Annotated in this window: 27 protein-coding genes; 19 read left to right on the top strand and 8 right to left on the bottom strand. The window is 42.0% G+C overall.

What is annotated here, in order from left to right:
* Nucleotides 1-8: 8 nt before the first annotated feature.
* The 4 genes from XMD579_RS02485 to XMD579_RS02470 all read left to right on the top strand — a co-directional run bounded on the left by XMD579_RS02485 (nt 9) and on the right by XMD579_RS02470 (nt 5,338).
* Entirely contained in the window at nt 9-968 is a 960-nt protein-coding gene (locus XMD579_RS02485) for a glycosyltransferase (RefSeq protein ID WP_173505758.1), read from the top strand.
* Between the two features lie 1,073 nt (nt 969-2,041).
* Nucleotides 2,042-2,965 (top strand): EpsG family protein, encoded by a 924-nt coding sequence (locus XMD579_RS02480; protein WP_173505757.1) that lies wholly within the window; start codon nt 2,042-2,044, stop codon nt 2,963-2,965.
* Nucleotides 2,966-3,123: 158 nt separating this feature from the next.
* Nucleotides 3,124-4,023 carry a hypothetical protein gene (locus XMD579_RS02475; RefSeq protein WP_173505756.1) on the top strand — a complete coding sequence of 300 codons (900 nt, stop codon included), beginning with the start codon at nt 3,124-3,126 and terminating at the stop codon, nt 4,021-4,023.
* Between the two features lie 91 nt (nt 4,024-4,114).
* Nucleotides 4,115-5,338, top strand: coding sequence for a glycosyltransferase family 4 protein (locus tag XMD579_RS02470; RefSeq protein ID WP_173505755.1), 1,224 nt, complete (start codon nt 4,115-4,117; stop codon nt 5,336-5,338).
* A 410-nt stretch (nt 5,339-5,748) separates the two neighbouring features.
* On the opposite strand, the gene XMD579_RS11340 is transcribed toward XMD579_RS02470, so the two are convergent.
* On the bottom strand, nt 5,749-6,009 hold the full coding sequence (locus tag XMD579_RS11340; protein ID WP_254443730.1) for a hypothetical protein: 261 nt from the start codon (nt 6,007-6,009) through the stop codon (nt 5,749-5,751).
* Between the two features lie 177 nt (nt 6,010-6,186).
* Here XMD579_RS11340 and XMD579_RS02460 point away from each other — a divergent pair, with 177 nt between their 5' ends.
* Both XMD579_RS02460 and XMD579_RS02455 read left to right on the top strand, forming a co-directional pair.
* Nucleotides 6,187-6,645 (top strand): Fic family protein, encoded by a 459-nt coding sequence (locus XMD579_RS02460; protein WP_371815166.1) that lies wholly within the window; start codon nt 6,187-6,189, stop codon nt 6,643-6,645.
* Between the two features lie 2 nt (nt 6,646-6,647).
* On the top strand, nt 6,648-7,724 hold the full coding sequence (locus XMD579_RS02455; protein ID WP_217364069.1) for a transposase: 1,077 nt from the start codon (nt 6,648-6,650) through the stop codon (nt 7,722-7,724).
* 390 nt (nt 7,725-8,114) lie between these two features.
* Here the strand turns inward: XMD579_RS02455 and XMD579_RS02445 are convergent, their stop codons facing one another.
* Nucleotides 8,115-9,011: a tyrosine-type recombinase/integrase gene (locus XMD579_RS02445; protein WP_173505754.1), complete on the bottom strand. Its 897-nt coding sequence runs from the start codon at nt 9,009-9,011 to the stop codon at nt 8,115-8,117.
* 49 nt (nt 9,012-9,060) lie between these two features.
* Here XMD579_RS02445 and XMD579_RS11485 point away from each other — a divergent pair, with 49 nt between their 5' ends.
* Nucleotides 9,061-9,297, top strand: coding sequence for a helix-turn-helix transcriptional regulator (locus tag XMD579_RS11485; RefSeq protein ID WP_173505753.1), 237 nt, complete (start codon nt 9,061-9,063; stop codon nt 9,295-9,297).
* Between the two features lie 74 nt (nt 9,298-9,371).
* On the opposite strand, the gene XMD579_RS02435 is transcribed toward XMD579_RS11485, so the two are convergent.
* Nucleotides 9,372-10,271 carry a hypothetical protein gene (locus XMD579_RS02435; RefSeq protein ID WP_173505752.1) on the bottom strand — a complete coding sequence of 300 codons (900 nt, stop codon included), beginning with the start codon at nt 10,269-10,271 and terminating at the stop codon, nt 9,372-9,374.
* Nucleotides 10,272-10,847: 576 nt separating this feature from the next.
* On the opposite strand from XMD579_RS02435, the gene wecA reads away from it, so the two are divergent.
* From wecA to XMD579_RS02395, 7 genes are all read left to right on the top strand, one after another.
* Nucleotides 10,848-11,906 (top strand): UDP-N-acetylglucosamine--undecaprenyl-phosphate N-acetylglucosaminephosphotransferase, encoded by a 1,059-nt coding sequence (wecA, locus tag XMD579_RS02430; RefSeq protein ID WP_173505751.1) that lies wholly within the window; start codon nt 10,848-10,850, stop codon nt 11,904-11,906.
* A 77-nt stretch (nt 11,907-11,983) separates the two neighbouring features.
* On the top strand, nt 11,984-13,126 hold the full coding sequence (locus XMD579_RS02425; RefSeq protein WP_173505750.1) for a Wzz/FepE/Etk N-terminal domain-containing protein: 1,143 nt from the start codon (nt 11,984-11,986) through the stop codon (nt 13,124-13,126).
* Between the two features lie 2 nt (nt 13,127-13,128).
* The gene (locus XMD579_RS02420; RefSeq protein WP_173505749.1) at nt 13,129-13,362 is read left to right on the top strand and encodes a DUF2442 domain-containing protein; all 234 of its coding nucleotides are present in this window, start codon (nt 13,129-13,131) and stop codon (nt 13,360-13,362) included.
* A gap of 141 nt (nt 13,363-13,503) precedes the next feature.
* Entirely contained in the window at nt 13,504-13,749 is a 246-nt protein-coding gene (locus XMD579_RS02415) for a type II toxin-antitoxin system CcdA family antitoxin (protein ID WP_173498274.1), read from the top strand.
* Complete coding sequence (locus tag XMD579_RS02410; protein WP_173498273.1) at nt 13,749-14,045, top strand: CcdB family protein; 297 nt, start codon at nt 13,749-13,751, stop codon at nt 14,043-14,045. Before XMD579_RS02415 ends, XMD579_RS02410 begins: the two co-directional genes overlap by 1 nt.
* A gap of 327 nt (nt 14,046-14,372) precedes the next feature.
* Complete coding sequence (locus XMD579_RS02400; RefSeq protein ID WP_173498272.1) at nt 14,373-14,627, top strand: type II toxin-antitoxin system Phd/YefM family antitoxin; 255 nt, start codon at nt 14,373-14,375, stop codon at nt 14,625-14,627.
* A complete protein-coding gene (locus tag XMD579_RS02395) occupies nt 14,620-14,883 on the top strand; it encodes a Txe/YoeB family addiction module toxin (RefSeq protein ID WP_173505748.1) in 264 nt (87 codons plus the stop codon). Before XMD579_RS02400 ends, XMD579_RS02395 begins: the two co-directional genes overlap by 8 nt.
* Before the next feature lie 269 nt (nt 14,884-15,152).
* Here the strand turns inward: XMD579_RS02395 and XMD579_RS02390 are convergent, their stop codons facing one another.
* Both XMD579_RS02390 and XMD579_RS02385 read right to left on the bottom strand, forming a co-directional pair.
* Nucleotides 15,153-15,479 (bottom strand): type II toxin-antitoxin system PemK/MazF family toxin, encoded by a 327-nt coding sequence (locus XMD579_RS02390; RefSeq protein WP_173498270.1) that lies wholly within the window; start codon nt 15,477-15,479, stop codon nt 15,153-15,155.
* Nucleotides 15,479-15,733, bottom strand: a complete 255-nt coding sequence (locus XMD579_RS02385; protein WP_173498269.1) for an AbrB/MazE/SpoVT family DNA-binding domain-containing protein — start codon at nt 15,731-15,733, stop codon at nt 15,479-15,481. The genes XMD579_RS02390 and XMD579_RS02385 overlap by 1 nt, the downstream gene beginning before the upstream one ends.
* A gap of 209 nt (nt 15,734-15,942) precedes the next feature.
* On the opposite strand from XMD579_RS02385, the gene XMD579_RS02380 reads away from it, so the two are divergent.
* Both XMD579_RS02380 and XMD579_RS02375 read left to right on the top strand, forming a co-directional pair.
* Entirely contained in the window at nt 15,943-16,200 is a 258-nt protein-coding gene (locus tag XMD579_RS02380; protein ID WP_173494777.1) for an AbrB/MazE/SpoVT family DNA-binding domain-containing protein, read from the top strand.
* Nucleotides 16,200-16,565 (top strand): type II toxin-antitoxin system PemK/MazF family toxin, encoded by a 366-nt coding sequence (locus tag XMD579_RS02375; RefSeq protein WP_173498267.1) that lies wholly within the window; start codon nt 16,200-16,202, stop codon nt 16,563-16,565. Before XMD579_RS02380 ends, XMD579_RS02375 begins: the two co-directional genes overlap by 1 nt.
* 64 nt (nt 16,566-16,629) lie before the next feature.
* Here XMD579_RS02375 and XMD579_RS02370 read toward each other — a convergent pair whose 3' ends face one another.
* The gene (locus XMD579_RS02370) at nt 16,630-17,169 is read right to left on the bottom strand and encodes a cytochrome b (protein ID WP_173505747.1); all 540 of its coding nucleotides are present in this window, start codon (nt 17,167-17,169) and stop codon (nt 16,630-16,632) included.
* Nucleotides 17,170-17,306: 137 nt separating this feature from the next.
* Here XMD579_RS02370 and moaA point away from each other — a divergent pair, with 137 nt between their 5' ends.
* The 3 genes from moaA to glp all read left to right on the top strand — a co-directional run bounded on the left by moaA (nt 17,307) and on the right by glp (nt 20,136).
* Nucleotides 17,307-18,308, top strand: a complete 1,002-nt coding sequence (moaA, locus tag XMD579_RS02365) for a GTP 3',8-cyclase MoaA (RefSeq protein ID WP_173488487.1) — start codon at nt 17,307-17,309, stop codon at nt 18,306-18,308.
* Between the two features lie 77 nt (nt 18,309-18,385).
* A complete protein-coding gene (gene moaB, locus XMD579_RS02360) occupies nt 18,386-18,931 on the top strand; it encodes a molybdenum cofactor biosynthesis protein B (RefSeq protein WP_173488488.1) in 546 nt (181 codons plus the stop codon).
* A complete protein-coding gene (glp, locus tag XMD579_RS02355) occupies nt 18,931-20,136 on the top strand; it encodes a gephyrin-like molybdotransferase Glp (RefSeq protein ID WP_173505746.1) in 1,206 nt (401 codons plus the stop codon). Before moaB ends, glp begins: the two co-directional genes overlap by 1 nt.
* 70 nt (nt 20,137-20,206) lie before the next feature.
* On the opposite strand, the gene XMD579_RS02350 is transcribed toward glp, so the two are convergent.
* A complete protein-coding gene (locus XMD579_RS02350) occupies nt 20,207-20,470 on the bottom strand; it encodes a type II toxin-antitoxin system RelE/ParE family toxin (RefSeq protein WP_173482924.1) in 264 nt (87 codons plus the stop codon).
* Nucleotides 20,467-20,727 carry a type II toxin-antitoxin system Phd/YefM family antitoxin gene (locus XMD579_RS02345; protein WP_173480304.1) on the bottom strand — a complete coding sequence of 87 codons (261 nt, stop codon included), beginning with the start codon at nt 20,725-20,727 and terminating at the stop codon, nt 20,467-20,469. The genes XMD579_RS02350 and XMD579_RS02345 overlap by 4 nt, the downstream gene beginning before the upstream one ends.
* Nucleotides 20,728-20,823: the final 96 nt, after the last annotated feature.

Raw genomic sequence — 20,823 nt, 5'->3', positions numbered from 1 at the left:
ACCAGATAGTGAAATTCTGTTCACTTTTCTCAAGATCAGTGCAAATAGATGAGCGATATGTAGATGAAAAATTGATAAAAATCTACGATTCGGTGGGTTCAATCGTCATATTTGTTACACGAGCTACTAATTATTTGAAAAGTTTTAAGTCAGCTAAGACGATATATTGGAGTCATAATTTCTACCTTCCGCCCAATAAGTCAGAGATTCATGCCTTCGATAAAATTGTTGGTGTATCCACATTTCATCAGTTATGGCTAACGTTGAAATTCAGAAGGCCTTGTTACCGAGTTTACAATACTTATAATATAGAAAAACCAACGAATATTTTAAGAGACTATAATAAACTATCAGTAGCCTTTGTGGGCAGCTTGAATAAATCTAAGGGTTTTCATGATTTTATAGATATAGTAAATGAAGTTGCTAAATGTGTTGACTCGGTAACAGTAAAAATATTTGGAGATGGTAACTCTGCCCATCTTATTAAACCTTTAACAAAAAATTCTTCTGTAATTGTAGAGTATTATGGTCGTAGAGATAAAAAATTTATTCATAAGCAGCTATCAACAACGATATTTCTGCTATATGGATTAAGCGAAAGCGGCCCATCTGAAACTTTTGGTTTATCTTTCCTCGACGCTCAAATGTGTGGTTGCCTTCCGATAACAATTAACCGAGGTGCATGTATCGAAATTGTCGATGCGTCCTTGCATGCCTATTCTTTAAAGCATAACCAGAGCCAGATTATAGATCTGCTGTGTAATTATAAACCTGAAAATGCTGAAGAGTATTCGACAGCCCTTGTCGATGGTTACACTGCAAGTTCAAAGTTCAGTGATTCCAATTTCAAAAAAACATGGGGAGACGTGTTAGATTCTAGAAATTGGCCAAATTACGATCTGTCTTTAGCTATGAGATACTTTGTACGTGAATTTCGTAAGTTTACTATTAAAAAGCTCAACCGCTAGTCTCCTTAATAGCGGCATAAATATAGTGCAGGTAATTTATATTTATGCGAATTATGATTCGAGTTCTGTTAACAAATACCTTACTTTTATGTCGGTTGTGGTAACCGTTGATTTGATTTGTTCGTTACAGCTAAATAGTTTTATTTCGCGGGAAAAAAAAATCACAAGGGAAATTGTTCTGGCGTGCGCTAAGTTTGAACAATTTAATTTTCTATTTGCGATACCGTTAGTGTCTTCGGTAATATTGTTCTTCTCGGAAGACCCTTACTTGTTGATCGTTTGCGTGATGTTTTTTTTCAGAAATATTTACACTATTAATGGTTTTCTTCGAAGAGAATTTGCGGAGCACATATTTTTCAATTTTCTGCTTATATCTACGATATCAAAAACTTTAGTGGTTTTTTTTCAATTCGATATTTATTTCCTTCTGGCTCTCTATTGTTTTTTTGATTCGCTCATGGTAATTATGCTTAATTGGTTTTTAAAGTGGCGATATGATGCTTCTCTCTTTGGGTTTCCAAGATTTGACTTAAGTATTTTAAAATCGGTCGCAAAATTGAACCTCCACCAATTGATCAATCTCCCATTTAATCAGTTTGATGTGGTTTTGCTTAACTTGTTTTATCCGCCTACCGATGTGAATAATTATAAATTCGCAAGGAGAGTTGTTGGGTTTTCAGGTCGTGTAATTAATCCTATGAATAACATATTGCTAAATTACTTGATAAAGGGTGTTTTGGCAGATAAGACAATTTTAAATGTTATGTTTGCGATAGGCGCTTTATGCTTTATTACTTTACTGTACTTTTTCATAAATCCGATTGTTACAGTCGAGTTTACTTATAAGAACGTTCTAATCAATAGTGAGAGTTTGGTTGTGGGGTTTTTCGAGATTCTTCTTGTTTTATCCTCGTCGCTTTATATAGTGTATTTGTATAGAAAACATGATGCAAGATATCTAAAAGTTGTGCTTCTGGGCAACTTAACGGGGTTGACCTGTTTGTATTTTGTTGCACCGCTACATGTTGTATTTGGGACCTACGCCGCGACAATATTTTTTATGGGATTGCTTTATGCGCGCAAGTAAGTACTATATTTCGCTTATATATTTATCTTTTTTTAGCTTTATTGTATTTGCTATTCCTCATGGTGTTGACTGGCAAGCTTATAGTTCAATATATGTTAATTTTGAAAGGTTCTACTTCCTTAGAGAGCCGCTGGGTTGGCTTGTTTCAATTGCGTTTCGTGATTTTGACAATGGGAATACTGCTGCTGCTCTTTTGATTGGGTTGATGCTGATTACATCGAGCGCCTTTATATTGCATTCTGACAGACGCATGAGTTTTGTCGTTGGTTTTCCTGTTTTATTTTTGCTTGTATTTAGCAACTTTTTTTTACTTCTTAGTGTAAATGGATTGAGACAAGGATTAGCTCTATCCTTTTTATTATTTTCATTAGGTTTTCTAATGCGCGACAAAGTGTTTTTTAGTATCCTTTTCTTTATCGCTGCCGTTGCTAGTCACAATAGTGCATTACTATTTTTGGTTGTTCTTTTTTCCTATAGATTTCCCGCCAAGTTCTTTGTCAACACAGGTCTATTATTATTGATACCTCTTGCCCCTTTTATAAATAAGATTTCCGGAAAGAGTAGTCAATTGTCTGTAAATAATAATACATTAGAATTTACTGTTGTCATTGTTTTTTTATTGATTATTATGATTTTTTTTAGATTTTTAAATCGCAATGTAGTTTCTCTTAATAACCTATATGCTATGTTAGGGGTCTTTTCGATTTCGATCGCTTTTATACAGATCAATTCGGTATATGAGAGAATAGTTTATTATACTATTCCTGTTGCGGTTTTATTGGTCGCTATTTGTTTATCTCATATAAAAAATGAATACGTTATTTTTTTTGTGCTTTTCTTTTTTGCCCTTCTTAACTTTTTCTACAGTTTAACCCACCCGTCGGTGATAGGTAATTTTTACAATCTATGAATATTTTAATTCTCACTGAAGACTACCCGTGTGAAAATAATCCGTATGCACTTTCGTACATACACACAAGAGTATCTGCATATATCAGATATGGATTAAAATGCACCGTTTTATCTTTTCGATCGCAGAGGGATTATGTGTTCGAGAACGTTTCTGTAGTGTCTTCGATTTCTAATATCGAGAGGTTTGACCTTGTTGTTTCGCATGCCCCCAATCTACGTCATCACATTAGGTTTTTATATTTTAATATAGAGTCGATAAGTAAATTGATTTTTTGGGTACATGGCCATGAGGTTATGAATGTTTTTAGTCAGTATCCGGTACCCTACAAATGGGCATACAGGCAACGATTAAGCAGAATTGCTCATTTGTTCTATTCGCCCTTAAAGTTGAGATTGCTTAAGTTTTTTCTACAAAAGTTCTGCAAGGTATCTTCTGTTCATTTTGTATTTGTTTCTGCTTGGATGAAAAATGTCTTTTTCTCTAATATTTTTCAATTACCCGATTCTTGTTTTTCAGTTATAAATAACCCTGTAAATCCCGTTTTTACAGACCATTCTTACGAATTTGATGCAGCATACAGTCCTAAAAAAGGTGTTTGTATACGGCCATGGGATAATTCAAAGTACGCTGTTGATATGGTAGTTGATTTTTTTCAAAACAATCCAGAGTTAAAATGCGATATATATGGGCGTGGATCTTTCCCCAAACGCAACCGTACTCCCCAAAATGTAGTGTTTTATTCTAAATTTTTAGTTCAGTCAGATCTTTCATCGCTAATTTCAAAATATGATTTTGCAGTTCTGCCGACTCGTTTGGATGCTCAGGGAGTCTTTGCATGTGAACTTGCAACATTTGGTATTCCGCTCATCGTCAACGATATACCAATAATGAGGGAGATGCTTAAAGGTTTTCCTAATGTTGTATTCATTGAAGATGCCGACTTCTCTAAAGGTTTTGATACAAGCCGCTTAGCGCCGAGTAAGTTTTCAAATAATAGGTTTTTTATTGATAACATAGTTAGGCAAGAAATCGCGCTAATGCAAGATGCTGACTGATGTATTGATAATGGAATTCTAGTGATTTTTTAGCAATGTCTTTTGGTTTTAGCTTTGTGCTATTCGCTTTTAATTATTGCAATAGAGTATTATGAAAAAAAGTATATGGATCATAAATCAGTGCGCTAGTACGCTTCGCACGGGATTCGGCGGCAGGCATTATTATTTTGCAAAGGAATTATCAAAAAAGGGTTATGATGTTCATCTTTTTTCATCGTCGGATCATCATTTACTTAGAAGCAAACCACCTGTCCATAATCTATTAACTATTGAAGAAGTTGACGGATTTAAATATGTCTGGATCAAAACCTTAAACTACGATGGTGCACATGATAAGAAACGGATACTCAGTGAGTTTGACTTCTTAACGAAGATATCGCGTTTACACCGATATTATAATTCGCCGCGTCCAGATGTGATCTTATATTCATCGCCTTCTCTAATACCTTACCTCGGCGCTAAGTCTCTCGCGCAGAATTTGGGGGTCGATATTGTGCTCGATATAAGAGACCTTTGGCCGCTTACACTAACTGAGATGGGAGTATCCAAATTTCATCCTTTCGTGCTTTTGTTGGATTACATACAACGGGTAGCCTATAAGAGCGCCTCTCATATCATATCTAACTGGCCTTATTCGATCGATTATATGGAGAAGCGAGGTGCTTCCAGAGAAAATTTCTCCTGGATACCAAATGGGTTTTCACCTGAGGAATTTGATAACCCTGAAGATATTTCATTACACGAATTCCGAGATCTTATTGAAACTGATAAGTTTGTTGTCGGTTATGCGGGAACGGTCGGAAAGGCTAATGCGTTAGAAACTTTTATAGAGGCTGCATCACTTTTGTCAGACCGTAGCGATATCTGTTTTGTTATAGTAGGGTCCGGAACTCATAAAGAAAGTTTGATACGTAAGGCAGTTTCAAGAAATTTAGATAACGTCTGGTTTTATGAATCTGTATCAAAAAATCAGATACCCAGTATTCTTTCTAAATTTGATGCGTGTTATGTTGGTTTTCACAATATCCCACTTTATAGATATGGAAGCTCACTTACGAAACTACCTGAATATTTGGCGAGTTCGCGCCCTATAATCTACGCAAGTTCCTCACCGTTTCAGCCTATTAGAGATGCTTCAGCTGGTATTACTATTGAGGCTGGTGATGCAAGGGCAGTTGCCGATGCGATTGTCAGATTGCGTCAAACATCTATCTCTGAACGATTATTGATGGGTGAAAATGGTAGAAAAGCCGCTAGGAGTGAATATGACTATAGTATTCTTGCGGATAAATTGGCTTCAATTTTGTTTCGTTAATTTTCGCTGAGATTATGAAACTTTTTTAACTGGATTTGCTGGCTTTGTCGACAAAGGTAGTATTCCAAGTCAATTAGGTTGATATGTCTACCCTGGAACTACTGGCTGCGGCAGATGGGAAATGTTCGTCTCGAACTATTTCAAACATATTTTTCAGACTGTGGCTGGAGAGGGTACAGGTGATAGTTAAAAGTGTGAATCACTTTTGCTTTTCAAACACCCGCCCCAAAAACCAGAAATTCAATCCGCCAGCCCACAACGCCTGATCCGATTCAGTCCAAACTTGTTGGATGGCTGAAGTGTAATTATCGCCAGTATCGAACGCTAATATCATAGAAGCAGTCTTTGATGCGCAATAGAGAGCCAAGAATCAGTAGGTGATAATGGGACGCACGCTGCTTGAGAGTCCATCAGCCCATTTTGCCTGTAATCGAGCCTTGTGTGGCTACTGCAGTTTTCAGGGTGTTTACGATTGTGGCATGTTTGGATGCCTCGGCTTCGATTTTTCGTTCATTAGCTGTTGCTGCAGATCTTAGCCGTTCCAGTTCAAGTGTATTGTTCTGTATAGCCAGCTCGTGAAGTCTTTCGCCTTTGCGGTCGATCCATTTGAGGATCTCTGGCGTTAGGCGGAATACCCAGCCCATCAGCCCACCAAGCAGTGTTTCAATCATTGCGTACCTCCCATGATTTTAAGCTTGATGGCGATGCCGACTATTAGTGCAGCGAGCAAGCCAGTCGTCAGTACTTTGAAGAAGGTGTTACGGTTGGTGGACACTCCCTTTCAGATCAGCAAATTACTTTGAATCAGGGCAGTGCATGGCGTTTTCTTTTTAAGACCGTAAAAGATAATGAGTTTGAGTTGTCATCCAGTTTTGCTTGCTCCCTCCATGCTGTTTGCGAGTAAGGAAGAGGCTTTGGAATGGGGTAGGTTCCGCTCTAGCGGTGTAACCATTGCTGGTACACCGTACATGCCGCCACAATCTAATTTACTACCGTCTTTGTTTGCAGAGATGGTTGCTGCAGCTAGCGATATCCGTGATGTATATGATCGCGCCATATTTGTGTTTCTTACCATGGCTCGTCAGCAGTTCTTTTATGATGCGAACAAGCGGAAGGGGCGTCTTATGATGAATGGTGTCCTTCTCTCCAGCGGTTATCCGGCACTTAATCTACCGGCCTCTCGTCAATTGGAGTTCAACCAACTGATGCTAGACTTTTATGAAACGGGCGACCAGTCTGCGATGAATCGTTTTATGCGCTCTTGTATTGATTCTCGCATCGTTAAGATTATGTCTGAGGGCGCTTAGCTATGACGGTTGCTCGTGCTTCACAGGTTTCGCTAGAAGATACTTCCTATTATCACTGTTATGTTCGCTGTGTAAGGCGCGCGTACTTGTGTGGTTCTGATTATGTAACGGGTGAGAATTACGATCATCGTAAGCAGTGGATCGTGTCTCGGTTGCGCTTTCTTTCGTATGTATACGCTATTGATGTGTGTGCCTATGCCATTATGGATAACCACTACCATACGGTTTTGCATGTCGATGCCGAGCGAGCTAACAATTGGTCCCACTCAGAGGTGGTTGAACGTTGGATGCAGCTCTATAACGGACATACTCTCGTTGATCAGTGGCTGGCAGATTGCAAGCAAGAGTATATTGACCCAGCAGGTCGCGTACTTGAGCTTATCGAAACCTGGCGAGAGCGTTTATATGACATCAGTTGGTTTATGCGTGGTGTAAACGAAACCATAGCGCGTATGGCGAATGAGGAGGAGGGTGTTAAAGGGCGCTTTTGGGAGAGGCGGTTTAAGTCTCAGGCGCTTTTAGATGAAGCGGCTCTTCTATCTTTTATGGTCTATGTGGACCTTAACCCTGTTCGTGCGGCTATTGAGTCCGATGTGGTTACCAGTGACTTCACCTCAATTCAGCAGCGTATTTATGATTATGCTAAAACGAATTCAGATTCTGCTGTTGTTGGATTGGATGAGTTAGAAAGTCGTATTGATAATCAAAAGGCGATCAAGAAAGAGTTGCAACTTGATAAGTTGCCAGAAGCGCATTTGATGGCGTTTGATGGAAGTTTACATACAGATGTCCATCAGGCTCTGCCGTTTACTCTGCAAGACTATTTCGATTTAGTTGATGCGACAGGGCGCTTGGTGCGTGTCGATAAACGTGGTTCAGTTGATTCTAAATTACCTGCACTTGTTAATCGCTTAGGTATAGACCCTGATAAGTGGTTAGACTACGTTAAATTCTTTGGTCATCAGTACTGTGCCTGTGCTGGATCGGTAACTTCGATGCGTGATTACTCACAACGGCATAATAGGAAATGGAGTAAAGGGATAACTGCTGCTAGTCGGGTCTATTTGAGGGCGGGGTAGCCGTCCCACTGGCTTTCAGCGAAATTCTCGACTGTATAGCGTTTGATCTTTTGTAGGTGTTCTTGGACAAGCTGAATGAGCCTGTATACCTTATCTTGCATTAAACAATCGCTCATATTGAGTTCATGAATGCCTTCTAAAGAAGCTCAGGATTCTTTAGAAAAGGTCTAAAAGCTTAGACTGTGAAAGTTGTTTATGGGGGAGATGTCAGATAGTTGAGCTTGGTTGGTTCGCTTCGGTATTACTGGGCTGTCTCAGTGAGCAAGATTTATATGCCCACGCCGAAACCGTTGGCTGAGTCAGATTTCAATATCATTGCTAAGAGGTCTATCTTTAATTAATTCAAAAATATCTTTCGGGAAGACACTGGAATGGTATCTGGCGATAGGGTCAATAATTAGATTCTTCAAATACATCTAAGTCACTTCCTACCCAGCTTGCTAGGTACTTTAGTGCTGTGGATTTAGATGACCAGCCGCCACGTAACATAATCTTTTCTAATGGGACTCCTCTCTCTAAAAGATCTAACGCAGAACCTACCCTGAAAGAGTGACCACTGAAGTGAGGTAGGTGTCTTAGTCTAGATCGGTATTGCAGATCGACAAGGATGTTCGTCATTGCTGCTGGTGAAAGAGGACCGTTTACTGCACCGTTTTTGCGGATGCTTCTTAGAATCACTCCTTTGTTAATATCTATTCTCTTTTGCCATTTTGTAATTAGGTTTGCCAATTTTTCTGATATGGGTATTAGTCGTCCATTACCTAATTGGTCTGTTTTTGACTGGCGTAACAGCAGTGCGTATTTGTTGTTGGGCATTTTCTTGAGATCTTCGAATCTGAATTGGCAGATTTCGCTTCTACGACGCATGCTTTCGTAGCCGAGTTGAAGTAGAACTTTGTTTCGTAGGCCCATAACAGAGTTGTCGCACTTTGCCATCATTTTATCTAAATATTCTCGGGTTAAAGGAGATGCTTGTTTTTGTGCGCGGCCAATTTTTCGGTGCATGCGTTTAAGCGCTAATAGTACTTCTGGATCGCGAGTTGGGTTTGGATTGCGGGATAGCTGGAAGATTGAGCTTAGAGAGTTTAAACGTCGACGGATTGTGGCGCTTTTGTAGTGTTCGGACATCTCTTCTACGTATAGGGCTAGGTTGTCTGCTTTAGCGGGGATTGTTTGGAAGTTATGTGTTTTGCACCACTTTTCGTAGTGGTTGAAGTCTGCTCGGTAAGCACGGATGGTATTTTCCGCGAAAGCTCCGTCGAATGATGCTAGTATTTTGTTGATCATAGGGAAATGTCTCTATATGTCTCTTTTAAGGTCAATATAGTCTCTAATAGTGATAAGTTCAAGTCAAATTCGAGCTGCGCGTGCACTTCTTGGGTGGAGTGGTGAAGAACTAGCTGCTAAATGCGATGTTAGTTTAAAGACGCTTAGGCGTTATGAGCCTCAGGAGGGGGTGCCCTCAGGGAGTACTGCGACTCTTCTCCGTATCAAGTCTGTCTTTGAAGAAGCTGGTGTAGAGTTTCTAGGGGATCCTTTGGCGAACCCTGGAGTTATGTTGCGTTTGAAGTGAGGTCGCTGCTTCCAGCATAGCTGGAATGAGCTCCTACAGTTTTCGCTTCGTCGTTGGCTATCTCCTACTTCAATTTAATGACTCATTTTTAGAATTCGCTCTTTTTTGAATCTTCTTTCTTGAAGTTCAAGCAGTTCTCCAATGGCTTTGGATAATTGTTTGTCAGTTGCTACCCGCTCTTTGTGAATTTTTGCCATATCTGAGTTAGATGGTGTAGCTGCTGCTTTTGCCAGTTCGAGTTGCTCAAAATACTCTCCCTTTAGCTTTTGGAGGCCTTGTAACATTGAGAATTCTTCCGCCTTTATTTCGATATAGTCGTGTAGGTCAGAGATACTAAATTTGCCATTACTGTTTTTTAGAACGTTGTTTTTATCATCTTCGTAATTTCTTTCTTTGCTACCGTTGCTAATACTTGGAAGTCTATCTACTCCCTTACGGTACGCTTTTATGTATTCTCCTATGTCTGTATTTCTTTTGATGCATTCACCTATCAAGTGTTCATGTAGGTTAGGCATTTCGCTTCTAAAGTCATCCATAGAATTTATATTGCACAAGTTGTGGCATGCGATTTCGATGACGATGTCACGATCATCTAGTCCTATTGGTGTTTGATAGATGCCAGCTAGTTCCTTTCCAAATTCTTGTACTACTAGGCGGTCATTCTCCATATCAAATCCCCAGCTTTCGACAAATTGCGTCGGATCTTCTGAGCGTCTTTGGGCTTGCAGGAACATCGCAGTTTCAATTGATTGGATTCTCTCAAGGCGAACTTTACAGTTTGCTATCCGTTCAATTTGAATGTGCTCCAGTGTGCCTGACGGCTCGTGCTCTTCTGTTAATTGGTTTATGAGATCCTGGTATCTGCCTTCTTCCTCGTGATCCAACCACCGCTTTGCGGTTAAGCCGTGTTTGAGTGAGTTTTGGCTGCTGATTAGCTTACCTTCGATGGTTTTTGGGCCGCCTTTGTTTGTCATGTATCGACTACTCAATTTGGTTGATATTTAATCAGTATGCCAAATGCAAATGGGTGGTCAATGCTATTTCTGTTGCAGAATAATTGTGTCAATACATTGTGTTTACTGGGCTTTGAGGGTGGTTCGCTATTGTTAAATGAATGATTCTTATTCGTATTAATTGGCTTTTTTCAAAATGAACTGCTGTGAGGGCGGGTGTCAGGCTGAAGGCCTGACACCAAGGTTTTTTAACGTTTCCGAAAACTCGTCTTTTTCGGTTATGCAAAATTAAGCAGAAAGGGTTAAAAGTGGGGTCAGATCGGAGGTCGGACCCCGTTTAGGCAAGGTAGGATGCGATAAGTGTTGGTTAACGTGTTTGAATCTTCCTTTGATAGTAAGAGTTTTGTTATTTGGCAGGCAATCTTGTTTGATTGCCTAGAATATCTATAGTGAGTTTAATTCTTTTGTCATATAAAGTTTATAATCTATAATAGTCCATAAATTAACACTTCATCAGGATCAGGATCAGGATCAGGATCAGGATCAGGATCAGGATCAGGATCAGGATCAGGATCAGGATCAGGATCAGCGAGTTATATGAGTTTATCGCCAGTTTTATCAATTATTCTTATTAGCATATCTGTAGCGTTCGCTAGCCTATTGGTATTGCGCCCCTTTGCTGTGGCTATTGGTCTGGTAGATAAGCCGTCTGAAAGAAAGCTGCATTCTGGGTCTATACCTCTTATTGGTGGGATAGCAATATTTGTAACAGTTGTGGCCTACGCTCTATTTTCGCCATCTTTAAGCCAGAAAGTTCTTCCTTTATTGGCCACTGGGTCAATATTGTTTTTGGTTGGCGTTGTGGATGATTATCGCCCAATTGGTGTTCGTATCCGTGTATTTGTTCAAGTCATTTGTGCGCTTTTAATGGTATGGATGACAGATTTGAAAATTGAATCGCTCGGTTCTTTATTTGGTTTGCCAGAATTACATCTCGGCTTTTTATCGATTCCCTTAACGGTACTTGCTGTTGTTGGCGTAACAAATGCATTCAACCTTATTGATGGTATCGATGGACTGGCTGGATCTTTGGCGCTTGTTGCAATAGCAGGGATCTTAATTTTTCAGAGCCAGCTGGGAACTTATCGGGATTACGGCTACATCGTCGCATTGGGCGCGGCACTTATTCCCTATCTAATCCTTAATATATGGGGTGGGGCAAGATTCAAAGTCTTTATGGGCGATGCTGGAAGTTTGTTCATTGGGTTTGTAATTGTATGGACGCTTATACATCAATCCCAGGTAGGTACATCAAAAATTACGCCTTCTAGTGCCCTTTGGTGTATAGCTATCCCTTTAATTGATACCGTGGGTGTAATGTCTCGTCGCATTATGAAAGGTGATTCACCTTTTAAACCTGATAGAAATCACCTTCACCATATTCTGATGCGAGCAGGTTTTTCGTCCTTCGGTGCGTTAGTCTTTTTAGTATCTGTTTCTTCGTTGCTGCTAGTTATTGGTTTATTCCTCGAAGCTTACGCACCAGCAATGAGCTTTCCGGCATTTCTAATGGTTTTTGCTATTTATACTTTGCTGCTGCTTAGGGCGTGGAAAGTTCAAAAGTTTCTTAAAAAGTCACCTTCGACTCTAGAGTAAGTCACTTTCCGAAAAGTGTTACACTTCAAACTCATTTGTACCTTCAAAAATAAGAGCGCCCTATAAGGAATGTCAGGATGTCAGAAGAGTTAAAGCCAACATACCAAGATGATGAGATTGATCTTGTTGAGCTGTTGCAAACTATTTGGGATGGTAAGTGGTTAATTGCGACATTTGCAGCGATTGCTGTTCTGTTTGGTGGTGCTTTTGCATTTTTAAAACCTTCTACCTTTGAAGCGACAACTGATATTAGGCCAGTAACAACGATTCATGCGCAGCTATATAGCCCTTCAAACGCGTTAGGTTTCTTTACTGTATCTAGGGAGTTGTTGCTGAATTCCTTTGTTGAGTTTCTTGATGAACGATCTCTTTTTGAAGCGGCGATTCGGAAGTATGAACTGATTGATCGTTCGAAATTCGAAACTGAGCAAGATTACGATAATGCCATTGTTGAGCTCGCTGCTTCTATCGAACTTCTTCCACCTATTAATGAAGATGGTGCTGATAAAGGCGAATCCCGTCGCTATTGGAGTATTAAATTCGAGGGTAGTGAAGCCAAGAAATGGTTGGCAGTTCTGTCTGAGGTGACACAAGCTGCAACATTAAATGTACAAGAGAACTTGATCTCGCGATTTGATACCGCACTGTTGGTTGCTCAGCAAAGTAAAGGCTTCAAGTTAGAAGACTTGCAACTTGCTATTCAGAATGCAAATTCAGACTACACTCGAAAGACTTCAGACCGTCTAGCTTTTCTCCGTGAGCAAGCAGCCATTGCGCGTAAATTAGGAGTTGCGAAAAACACCCTTGAAGCACAAACCTTTATGGCAAATACAGGTGTTGTTGCAAACGTTAAGTCAGATACACCTTTTTATCTGCGTGGTTATGAAGCTATCGAGAAAGAGATTGAGTTGATTGAGTCTCGTGATGATATCCGTGCGTTTGTTGATGGCCTTGTGAAATTAGAGCAAGATAAACGTGCATTAGAACAAGATCGAACACTTGATCGTGCAAAGGTTCTTTTTGAGTCTACACCAATTAAATCATCAGAACCCTTTATGGCTGCTGAGTTTGATGTGTATGCGACAGATATTGAGAGTAAAAGTAAGCGCTCTTTGATTGTTGCTTTGTCTTTGGTTCTTGGTGTTATGGTAGGTGTGATGTTTGTGTTGATTCGATCTGCGGTTCGGAATCGTAAAGCTAAGGTCACACCTTTAGTGTAGTTATGTTGCATGTAAAGTCTGCGAAATACTTAAAAAACCATCGTCTTTGGGTCTCTTTTGATGACGGCACAGAAGGTCAAGTTGATCTATCTAATGCTTTACAAGGCATGATGTTTGAACCACTCCGTGACGAAGGTTACTTTTCACGCGTTTCAGTTGATCCTGAATTAGAAACTGTCGTCTGGCCGAACGGTGCCGACTTCGCACCTGAGTTTCTAAAAGAGCACCTACTCTAGGCTATATTTCAAAATGACTAAGCACCTAAAACTAGGTGTTTTTTTGTGTCCGATAATCGCGTCTTATTAAGGCCTAAACTGCTATTTGCATAGCAATCTATATGCGCATAAAATTTACACATCAATATGTGAGGTTTTCATATGCGCACGGCGAGTTCACGATCCACCACTAGGCGTCCTACTAATTTATCAATTGATGCAGAGCTATTAACTATAGCCAAAGAGGTTGGAGTTAATATTTCTAGATCGGCAGAAGTAGGTATTCAGCAGGCCGTTAAGCAAAAGCAAAGAGATCTTTGGCTTCAAGAGAATAAGGAGGCTCTAATGTCTTCTAATGCATTCGTTGAAGAGAATGGATTGCCTCTTGAAAAGTTTAGGTCATTTTAATGGCTAGGTACGATGTTTACCGTTTAAAAGATGGCGGGCTTGTTGTGGATTTGCAAGCTGATCTATTGGATAGCCTCAGTACTCGTGTTGTAGCTCCGCTTCTAGATGTTGGTGGCGCGTTTAAGCCAGCAGTTAGTCTCAATCCGGTATTTGCGGTTGATGGAGAAAAGCGAATTTTAGCAATCCAATTTTTGGCAGCCATTCCGAATCGAGAGTTGCAAGATTATGTCTGTTCTCTTTCGAGTGATGAGCAAATAATACTTAAATCAATTGATATGTTGTTTTCGGGCTTTTAATTCCATGCTCTCCTCCGTCATGCGTTTGGCTGTGAGAATATAAAATTGTTTTTGTTCGTTTCGTAGGAACACACAAACAGTATGATCTTATTGATGTGGAGGTTATCTGATGGACGAATTGTGATTGAACCCTAAAGGAAGGGTAAAAGCTTAAAGTTGCCTTCAATCAGCAAACAGGCTTGCTTATTTGCTGTCCGGTAAGCGCTATTTACTGAAGTGCTCCTGAGCAAACCCGGTGGCTTCGAAAAGACATCATGTTCAGCTTGCTGTACATGTAGATCAATAGCCTATATATTTTTGCTATTGGATGTATATGAAGAGGTTCTTATGAGAATTGTATCTTTTACTGAAGCAAGAAATGGCTTAAAAACCGTTTTGGATAACGTAGTCAACGATGCTGATGCAATCGTTATTACACGCCGAGATTCTGAAGACGCAGTCGTTATGTCTTTGGAGTATTACAATAGCCTTATGGAAACCGTCCATTTACTTCGCTCACCAAGTAATGCAGCGCACCTAAACCGTTCAATTACACAGTACCGTGCTGGTAAAACGGCAGCACGAGATGTGATTGATGAGTAGTTGCTTGCTGGCATGGACTGATGAGGCTTGGGGTGACTATCTGCATTGGCAAACTCAAGACAAAAAAACACTCAAGCGTATTAATAAACTCATTGCTGATGTAAAGCGTTCTCCCTTTGAAGGGATCGGCAAACCAGAACCCTTAAAGGAAAATTTATCGGGCTTTTGGTCCCGTCGAATTGATGATACGAATAGGCTTGTTTACGTAATTGATGACGATGCAATAACAATCATCTCGTGTCGTTACCATTACTGAGCTAATTTCTAGAAAAGCTATAGGCTATGTAAAAGCCCGGCTCAAAAATGTTGTAGCAAGCCGTTTCTATATTAAACGGCTGTTTATGGCCTCTTTTTGCAGCTGATAGTTTTGTTGTCTTTAGTATATGGTTTCGAGCAGTTCGGAGAAGCGCAGGCTGATTGCTACTTTTGGGGATTCTTTGAGTGCTTTGAAAAGATAGCTGAAGTTGTATTTTATCTGAGGTTAATTGGACTCGTTCCAATCACCGCATAAATTGTTCACAATTTTTAGCTAATGATTGTGAAAGCAATTTTTGTGACTTTTGCGGTTACAGAGGTTGAGGCTTTTTCTATAAACTTGATATCGCGACTTTTGCCATCGAGTGAGCGTAACTGATGTACAAGAATGACTCCTTTGGTCGATGTATCTTCCAATTCAACTTCTAAGGCATTGCCCCGTACAGTACTGGTAATGGGTGCGACAATTACGAATCCAGTATGCTTATTGAAGGCGTTTCGGGAAATCACTAAGGCAGGCCTTCTTTTGATGATTTCTTTTCCTGAGCTGGGATCAAAGCTAAGTAGTACAATGTCTCCTTTCTCTGGAACGTACATCAGAGTTCCTTACCAATGGGTTTCATGTCCAGCCACTCTCTGTCTTCGTCTAGCGGAGCAAAGGACTCCTTTGGACTATTGGCAAGTAATCCTTCTAAGGTCAACTTTTCTTCAATCGGTGTGAGCACAATGTTTTGCTCGACAATTGAAAGCTCAAGTTTTGATCCAACGTGGAGGCCTAGTGTTTTTACAATAGCTTTTGGAATGCTAATTATATTAGCCCCACCTGACTGGCGAACTGCTACGGAAGCCATGATGCTCTTCTCCTTTTTAGTTATACTATGATATAACTCTTTGTCGTGTTTTACAATTGTAAAACTTAAGGGTTTCGCTTTTAGTGGATGTCTACGAAAGAACTTTATGCATGCTAATTCATTTTTAACCAATTATTGGATGTATATACAAAGTTGACACTGGGTGTTTGTGTTAGTGTATATACATTGAATAAACTATAGGGCTTGTTATGGAATCTCAAATCAATAAATGGGGTAATAGTGCAGCTATAAGAATCCCATCTACTTTCATGTCCGACTTAGGGCTTTCGATAAATTCAGCCATCAACATTGAAGTGTCTGAGGGGCGAATTGTTATTGAGCCCAAAAGGAAGGGTAAAAACTTAAAGTTGCCTTTTACTGAAGAGTCCTTGCTTGAAGGGTTAGATACATACTCTGCTCATGCGGATGAGCTGGCTTCGCCAATGACTTCGGAATTGTGCGAGTAATGTCTAATTCTTACGTTCCTTCTCGTGGTGACATAATTTGGTTAGATTTTGAACCTGTTAAGGGTAAAGAGATCGGTGAGTATCGTCCCGCTCTAGTCCTATCATCTAAAGCATACCATCAACAAACAGGCCTGCTTATTTGCTGTCCTGTAAGTACAAGCATCCGTGGTGCTTCTACTGAAGTACCAGTCAACAATTTAGACCAGCCATCTGTAGTTGCTTCGAGTTTAGTCCAAACTCTCTCCTGGAAGCAGCGCAAAGCTAAGTTTATTATTCAGTCAGAGATTCAGGTTGTTGAGCAGGTTTTGCTGCGACTTCTTCCTTTAATGGGTGCTGATAAAGTGTTGGAGCAATACCTGGATTAGTTTTGCTCCAGCCTTTATTTACTTACCAAGATCTTTGGAGTTTATGCAGCCCTTTGGCGTTAGGCTAAACCCTTCTCCCAAAAATGCGGGCCATGGTGCCGTCTTTTGCAAACAGCATATGTTTGAAGCTGGCAGCGACGTGCAGGAAGAAGGCGAGCATCAGTAGTTTGCTGCCGAGGCCATGGCCGATGTGGCCGAGCTTTTCTAACCATTCGATCTCTGTGTTGCTGCGTGCGATCACTTCCATTCCAAAGACAATCACGGCGTGACCTTCGCCAACTTGCATCAATACACCAGATATAGGCATGAATAGTGTCGCTGCGATCAGGAAGCTCATGACGATGATGGAGATCTTCTTCTGCATCGGTGGTACGTCACTCAGTGATTCAGGGAATCCGTTTTTCACACGAACCATTAAGCGCCAAACGGCAAAGCCAAACACAACGGCGCCGGCCGTCATGTGGAGTTTAAGTAGGTCGAACTTCTCTGGGCTGCGCTCCATCTCTTCCAGGGTTAGGCCAATGATCATTGAGCCGATCATCAGTAGGGCGACGATCCAGTGCAGTGCGACGCTGGTGTGGCTCAATTTTGCTTTGGTATCCATGGGAAGTCCTTTTTAAGGCTGTTAAATTAGATTTAACTAATCATAGTGTTTTGGTTGATCAAAAGCATTGATCTAGAGCGTAAAGTTTCGCAAAGAATTGCTAAAAAACTGTGACATGAGTCGTTATACTTAAGCCCATGAATACACCCTTGAAACTGATCGATAAGTTTGGTCGCCACATCGACTATGTGCGTATCTCGGTGACGGATCGTTGTGACTTCCGTTGCGTCTACTGCATGGCCGAGGAGATGACCTTTCTTCCGCGCGAGCAGGTGCTGACTCTGGAGGAGATCTATGAGGTGGGCGCGGCGTTTGTGCGTCTTGGTGTCAATAAGCTGCGTTTAACTGGCGGTGAGCCGTTGGTGCGGCGTGATATTTTGACGCTGATCCGCAAGTTGGGTGAGTTGGACATTGAGTTGGTGTTAACGACCAATGGTTCGCAACTGCCGACTATGGCAAGCGATCTGGTTGAAGCCGGTGTAAAGCGCATTAACGTCTCTCTGGATACGCTCAAGGCTGATCGTTTTAAAGAGCTGACGCGCAAGGATAAGTTTGATCAGGTCATTGCCGGTATCGATGCCGCCTGTGCTGCTGGCTTTAAACGCGTTAAGTTAAATGCGGTGATCTTGAAAGGTCGTAACGACGATGAAGTAGTCGATTTGGTCAACTTCGCGCGTGATCGTGACATGGACATCAGTTTCATTGAAGAGATGCCCTTAGGTGCTATTACTGAGCATGATCGCGAAGAGGCTTACTGTTCTAGCGATGATGTGCGTCAGTTAATTGAGCAAGTCTACCCACTGGAGAAGACACAAGAGCAGACTGCGGGTCCTTCTACCTACTACCGCATGGCGGATTCGAATACGCGCATCGGCTTTATCTCGCCGCACTCGCACAACTTCTGTTCCGAGTGTAACCGTGTGCGTGTCACCGTCGAAGGGCGCTTGTTGCTCTGTTTGGGTAACGAGCACTCTATGGATCTGCGTGATCTGTTGCGCTCTGAGGCAGACCCTGAAGTACGTGCTGCTAAGCTAGAGCAGGCGATCATCGACTCGATGGATCTTAAACCTGAAAAACACCATTTTGATCTAGCGAACGAGCCGCAAATACTTCGTTTTATGAATGCCACCGGTGGTTGATGCGCGTCAGTGCGCCTGCCGGTAAAGTTCGCAATAATACCCCTTGAACTAAACCTCTGTATGAGCTTGGAGAGATAATGAGCAGTAACGGTAAAGAGTTTGTCAGTCTGAATGTTGCAGTATTGACCGTATCGGACACTCGTAACGAGTCAAATGACACCTCGGGTGACTTTCTAGCGAATGCAGCTGTTGAAGCGGGGCATACCCTGATCGATCGTGCACTGTTGCCGGATGATGTCTATCTGTTGCGTGCACAGGTTTCACACTGGATTGCGGATCCTGAAGTGCAGGTTGTGTTGAGTACCGGTGGTACCGGATTTGCGATGCGTGATTCAACGCCTGAAGCACTTAAGGTGCTATTCGATAAAGAGGTCGAAGGCTTTGGTGAGATGTTCCGCAAGGTCTCTTGGGATGAGATCGGTACCTCGACGATTCAGTCGCGTGTGTTTGCCGGTTTGGCTAACGGAACCTTGATCGTCTGTATGCCAGGTTCAACCGGTGCTTGCCGTACTGGCTGGAGCATCATTGAGTCACAGCTTGATAACCGTCACCGTCCATGTAACTTCGTGGCGTTGCTTGAGCAGGTAAAAGAGCAGCGTCTTGCTATTGAGGCGGCAGAGTAATGTCGGCATTGAAGCCGTTGATTCCACTGGATGATGCGCGCCAAGCACTGTTTGATCAGCTCTCTGTTATTGCAGAGATAGAAACGGTCACGCTGAATGATGCAGCAGGCCGAATTTTAGCGGGATCGGTCGTCGCTTCGATCAATGTGCCGCCTAAAGCGAACTCTGCGATGGATGGCTATGCATTAGCCGCTAAAGATGCGGTGGCGGGTGCCGAACTGGCTATTTCACAACGCATTCCTGCTGGCGCAGTCACTACGCCATTAGTCAGCAGTACTGCGGCTAGAATCTTTACCGGTGCCGAACTTCCGGACGGTGCGGATTGTGTGGTGATGCAGGAGAATACCGAGCTTTGCGACAAGGGCGTGCGTATTCTGCAAACGGCCAAAGCGGCCGAAAATGTTCGAGCGGCCGGTTTGGATATTACGGCCGGTGAGGTGATTGTAGAGGCGGGTTCGCGACTTACAGCACCGGCTCTAGGAATCTGTGCCTCAACCGGTATTACTCATGTAAAGGTCTTCAAGCGATTAAAGGTAGCACTGCTTTCAACAGGAGATGAGCTTATAGAGCCAGGTGTTGCACTGCAACCCGGGCAGATCTACAACTCCAATCGACCCATGTTGGTTGAGTTGCTCCGACAAGCGGGCTTTGTGGTGGTTGATATGGGGCGGGTAGCTGATAATCATCAAGCGACCCGCGATGCATTGATTGCAGCTTCAGTACAGGCGGATGCGATTCTGACCATGGGCGGTGTCTCAGTAGGTGAAGAGGATCACGTTAAGAGTGCGATCGATGAGTTGGGTTCAATTAACTTATGGCGAATTCGTATTCGCCCAGGTAAGCCTTTTGCCGCAGGTCGGGTAGGGCAGACCCCGATTTTTGGTCTGCCGGGTAACCCAATGTCAGCCTTAGTGACCTTCTCGTTGCTGGCGCGTCCTTGTTTGATGCATCTTCAGGGAGCGGAGTACAAGCAGGCGTTGCGCATTCCGGTTGAAACGTCTGTGGTTCGAGCTGCACAGTCTCGCGATGAGTATATGCGTGTTGAGCTGCATGCCGGTGTCGCTCACCGTCTGGTGAATCAGAGTTCAGGCGTTCTATCCTCAGCGTTGAATGCGGATGGTTTGCTGCATTTACCAGCGGATGTTGAGATTAAAGCGGGTGAGCGTTACGACTTTATTCCGTTTTGCTCGCTGTTGACGAGTTAATCGATCGCTTCATCTTCGATAAAGCTCCAACACTCAGCGCCAGTTGGAGCGGTCTTAAAAAGGCCGCGATCTAATCACCATAGTGTGTCTTAGCCCGAATAATAATCACCACACAGCGATCATCTTCAATTCGATAGACGATTCTGTCCTGAAAGGTGAGTCTTACAGAGTAAAAACCGGCTAAGTCGCCTAGCAGTGCTTTTCCTGATAACGGATCCACTGCAATCTTGTTCCTTAGTATATCTTTGAGTTTCTCTTTCAGCTTCGGTGATAGTTTCTTAATGTCTTTTTGGGCTTGTTTGGTTAGTTCTATGTCGTAACGTCTGTCGGTCACAATGACTCACCGAAAACATTATCAAAGCTGTCCGTCTTGCCGCTGTTGGCCTCTTCAACAGCCTCTTTAAACGCCTTGGCAAAACCCTCTTGCGATAGGAGGTGGAGGGTTTCTTGTAGGCTTTCATACTCTTCAGACGACATGATTACGGACTTGCCGTTTTTATGTTGAACCTCAACGATTTCATGCTGTTGATTGGTTCGTTTAATGATGTCGAAGAAAGATTTGCGTGCTTCGGTTGCGTTTAGAGTAATCATAACACCCTCCATTCGTGTACCATATAGTGTACCACTTGGTGATGGTGATGCAATTAGCTTATCGCTTCATCTGCGATAAAGCTCCAACACTCAGCG

Origin of the sequence: Marinobacterium sp. xm-d-579, assembly GCF_013282935.1 — a bacterium.
Lineage (GTDB): Bacteria > Pseudomonadota > Gammaproteobacteria > Pseudomonadales > Balneatricaceae > Marinobacterium_E.
Note: the sequence above shows the minus strand (reverse complement) of the source record. Positions and strands in the feature narration are given on the sequence as shown.

Bases quoted from the DNA above. Each gene is read 5' to 3' on its own strand.
- XMD579_RS02480 (WP_173505757.1), top strand. From the start codon at position 2,042: ATGCGCGCAAGTAAGTACTATATTTCGCTTATATATTTATCTTTTTTT.
- XMD579_RS02470 (WP_173505755.1), top strand. From the start codon at position 4,115: ATGAAAAAAAGTATATGGATCATAAATCAGTGCGCTAGTACGCTTCGC.
- XMD579_RS11340 (WP_254443730.1), bottom strand. From the start codon at position 6,009: ATGATTGAAACACTGCTTGGTGGGCTGATGGGCTGGGTATTCCGCCTA.
- XMD579_RS02460 (WP_371815166.1), top strand. From the start codon at position 6,187: ATGAGTTTGAGTTGTCATCCAGTTTTGCTTGCTCCCTCCATGCTGTTT.
- XMD579_RS02455 (WP_217364069.1), top strand. From the start codon at position 6,648: ATGACGGTTGCTCGTGCTTCACAGGTTTCGCTAGAAGATACTTCCTAT.
- XMD579_RS02445 (WP_173505754.1), bottom strand. From the start codon at position 9,011: ATGATCAACAAAATACTAGCATCATTCGACGGAGCTTTCGCGGAAAAT.
- XMD579_RS02435 (WP_173505752.1), bottom strand. From the start codon at position 10,271: ATGACAAACAAAGGCGGCCCAAAAACCATCGAAGGTAAGCTAATCAGC.
- wecA (WP_173505751.1), top strand. From the start codon at position 10,848: ATGAGTTTATCGCCAGTTTTATCAATTATTCTTATTAGCATATCTGTA.
- XMD579_RS02425 (WP_173505750.1), top strand. From the start codon at position 11,984: ATGTCAGAAGAGTTAAAGCCAACATACCAAGATGATGAGATTGATCTT.
- XMD579_RS02420 (WP_173505749.1), top strand. From the start codon at position 13,129: ATGTTGCATGTAAAGTCTGCGAAATACTTAAAAAACCATCGTCTTTGG.
- XMD579_RS02415 (WP_173498274.1), top strand. From the start codon at position 13,504: ATGCGCACGGCGAGTTCACGATCCACCACTAGGCGTCCTACTAATTTA.
- XMD579_RS02410 (WP_173498273.1), top strand. From the start codon at position 13,749: ATGGCTAGGTACGATGTTTACCGTTTAAAAGATGGCGGGCTTGTTGTG.
- XMD579_RS02400 (WP_173498272.1), top strand. From the start codon at position 14,373: ATGAGAATTGTATCTTTTACTGAAGCAAGAAATGGCTTAAAAACCGTT.
- XMD579_RS02395 (WP_173505748.1), top strand. From the start codon at position 14,620: ATGAGTAGTTGCTTGCTGGCATGGACTGATGAGGCTTGGGGTGACTAT.
- XMD579_RS02390 (WP_173498270.1), bottom strand. From the start codon at position 15,479: ATGTACGTTCCAGAGAAAGGAGACATTGTACTACTTAGCTTTGATCCC.
- XMD579_RS02385 (WP_173498269.1), bottom strand. From the start codon at position 15,733: ATGGCTTCCGTAGCAGTTCGCCAGTCAGGTGGGGCTAATATAATTAGC.
- XMD579_RS02380 (WP_173494777.1), top strand. From the start codon at position 15,943: ATGGAATCTCAAATCAATAAATGGGGTAATAGTGCAGCTATAAGAATC.
- XMD579_RS02375 (WP_173498267.1), top strand. From the start codon at position 16,200: ATGTCTAATTCTTACGTTCCTTCTCGTGGTGACATAATTTGGTTAGAT.
- XMD579_RS02370 (WP_173505747.1), bottom strand. From the start codon at position 17,169: ATGGATACCAAAGCAAAATTGAGCCACACCAGCGTCGCACTGCACTGG.
- moaA (WP_173488487.1), top strand. From the start codon at position 17,307: ATGAATACACCCTTGAAACTGATCGATAAGTTTGGTCGCCACATCGAC.
- moaB (WP_173488488.1), top strand. From the start codon at position 18,386: ATGAGCAGTAACGGTAAAGAGTTTGTCAGTCTGAATGTTGCAGTATTG.
- glp (WP_173505746.1), top strand. From the start codon at position 18,931: ATGTCGGCATTGAAGCCGTTGATTCCACTGGATGATGCGCGCCAAGCA.
- XMD579_RS02345 (WP_173480304.1), bottom strand. From the start codon at position 20,727: ATGATTACTCTAAACGCAACCGAAGCACGCAAATCTTTCTTCGACATC.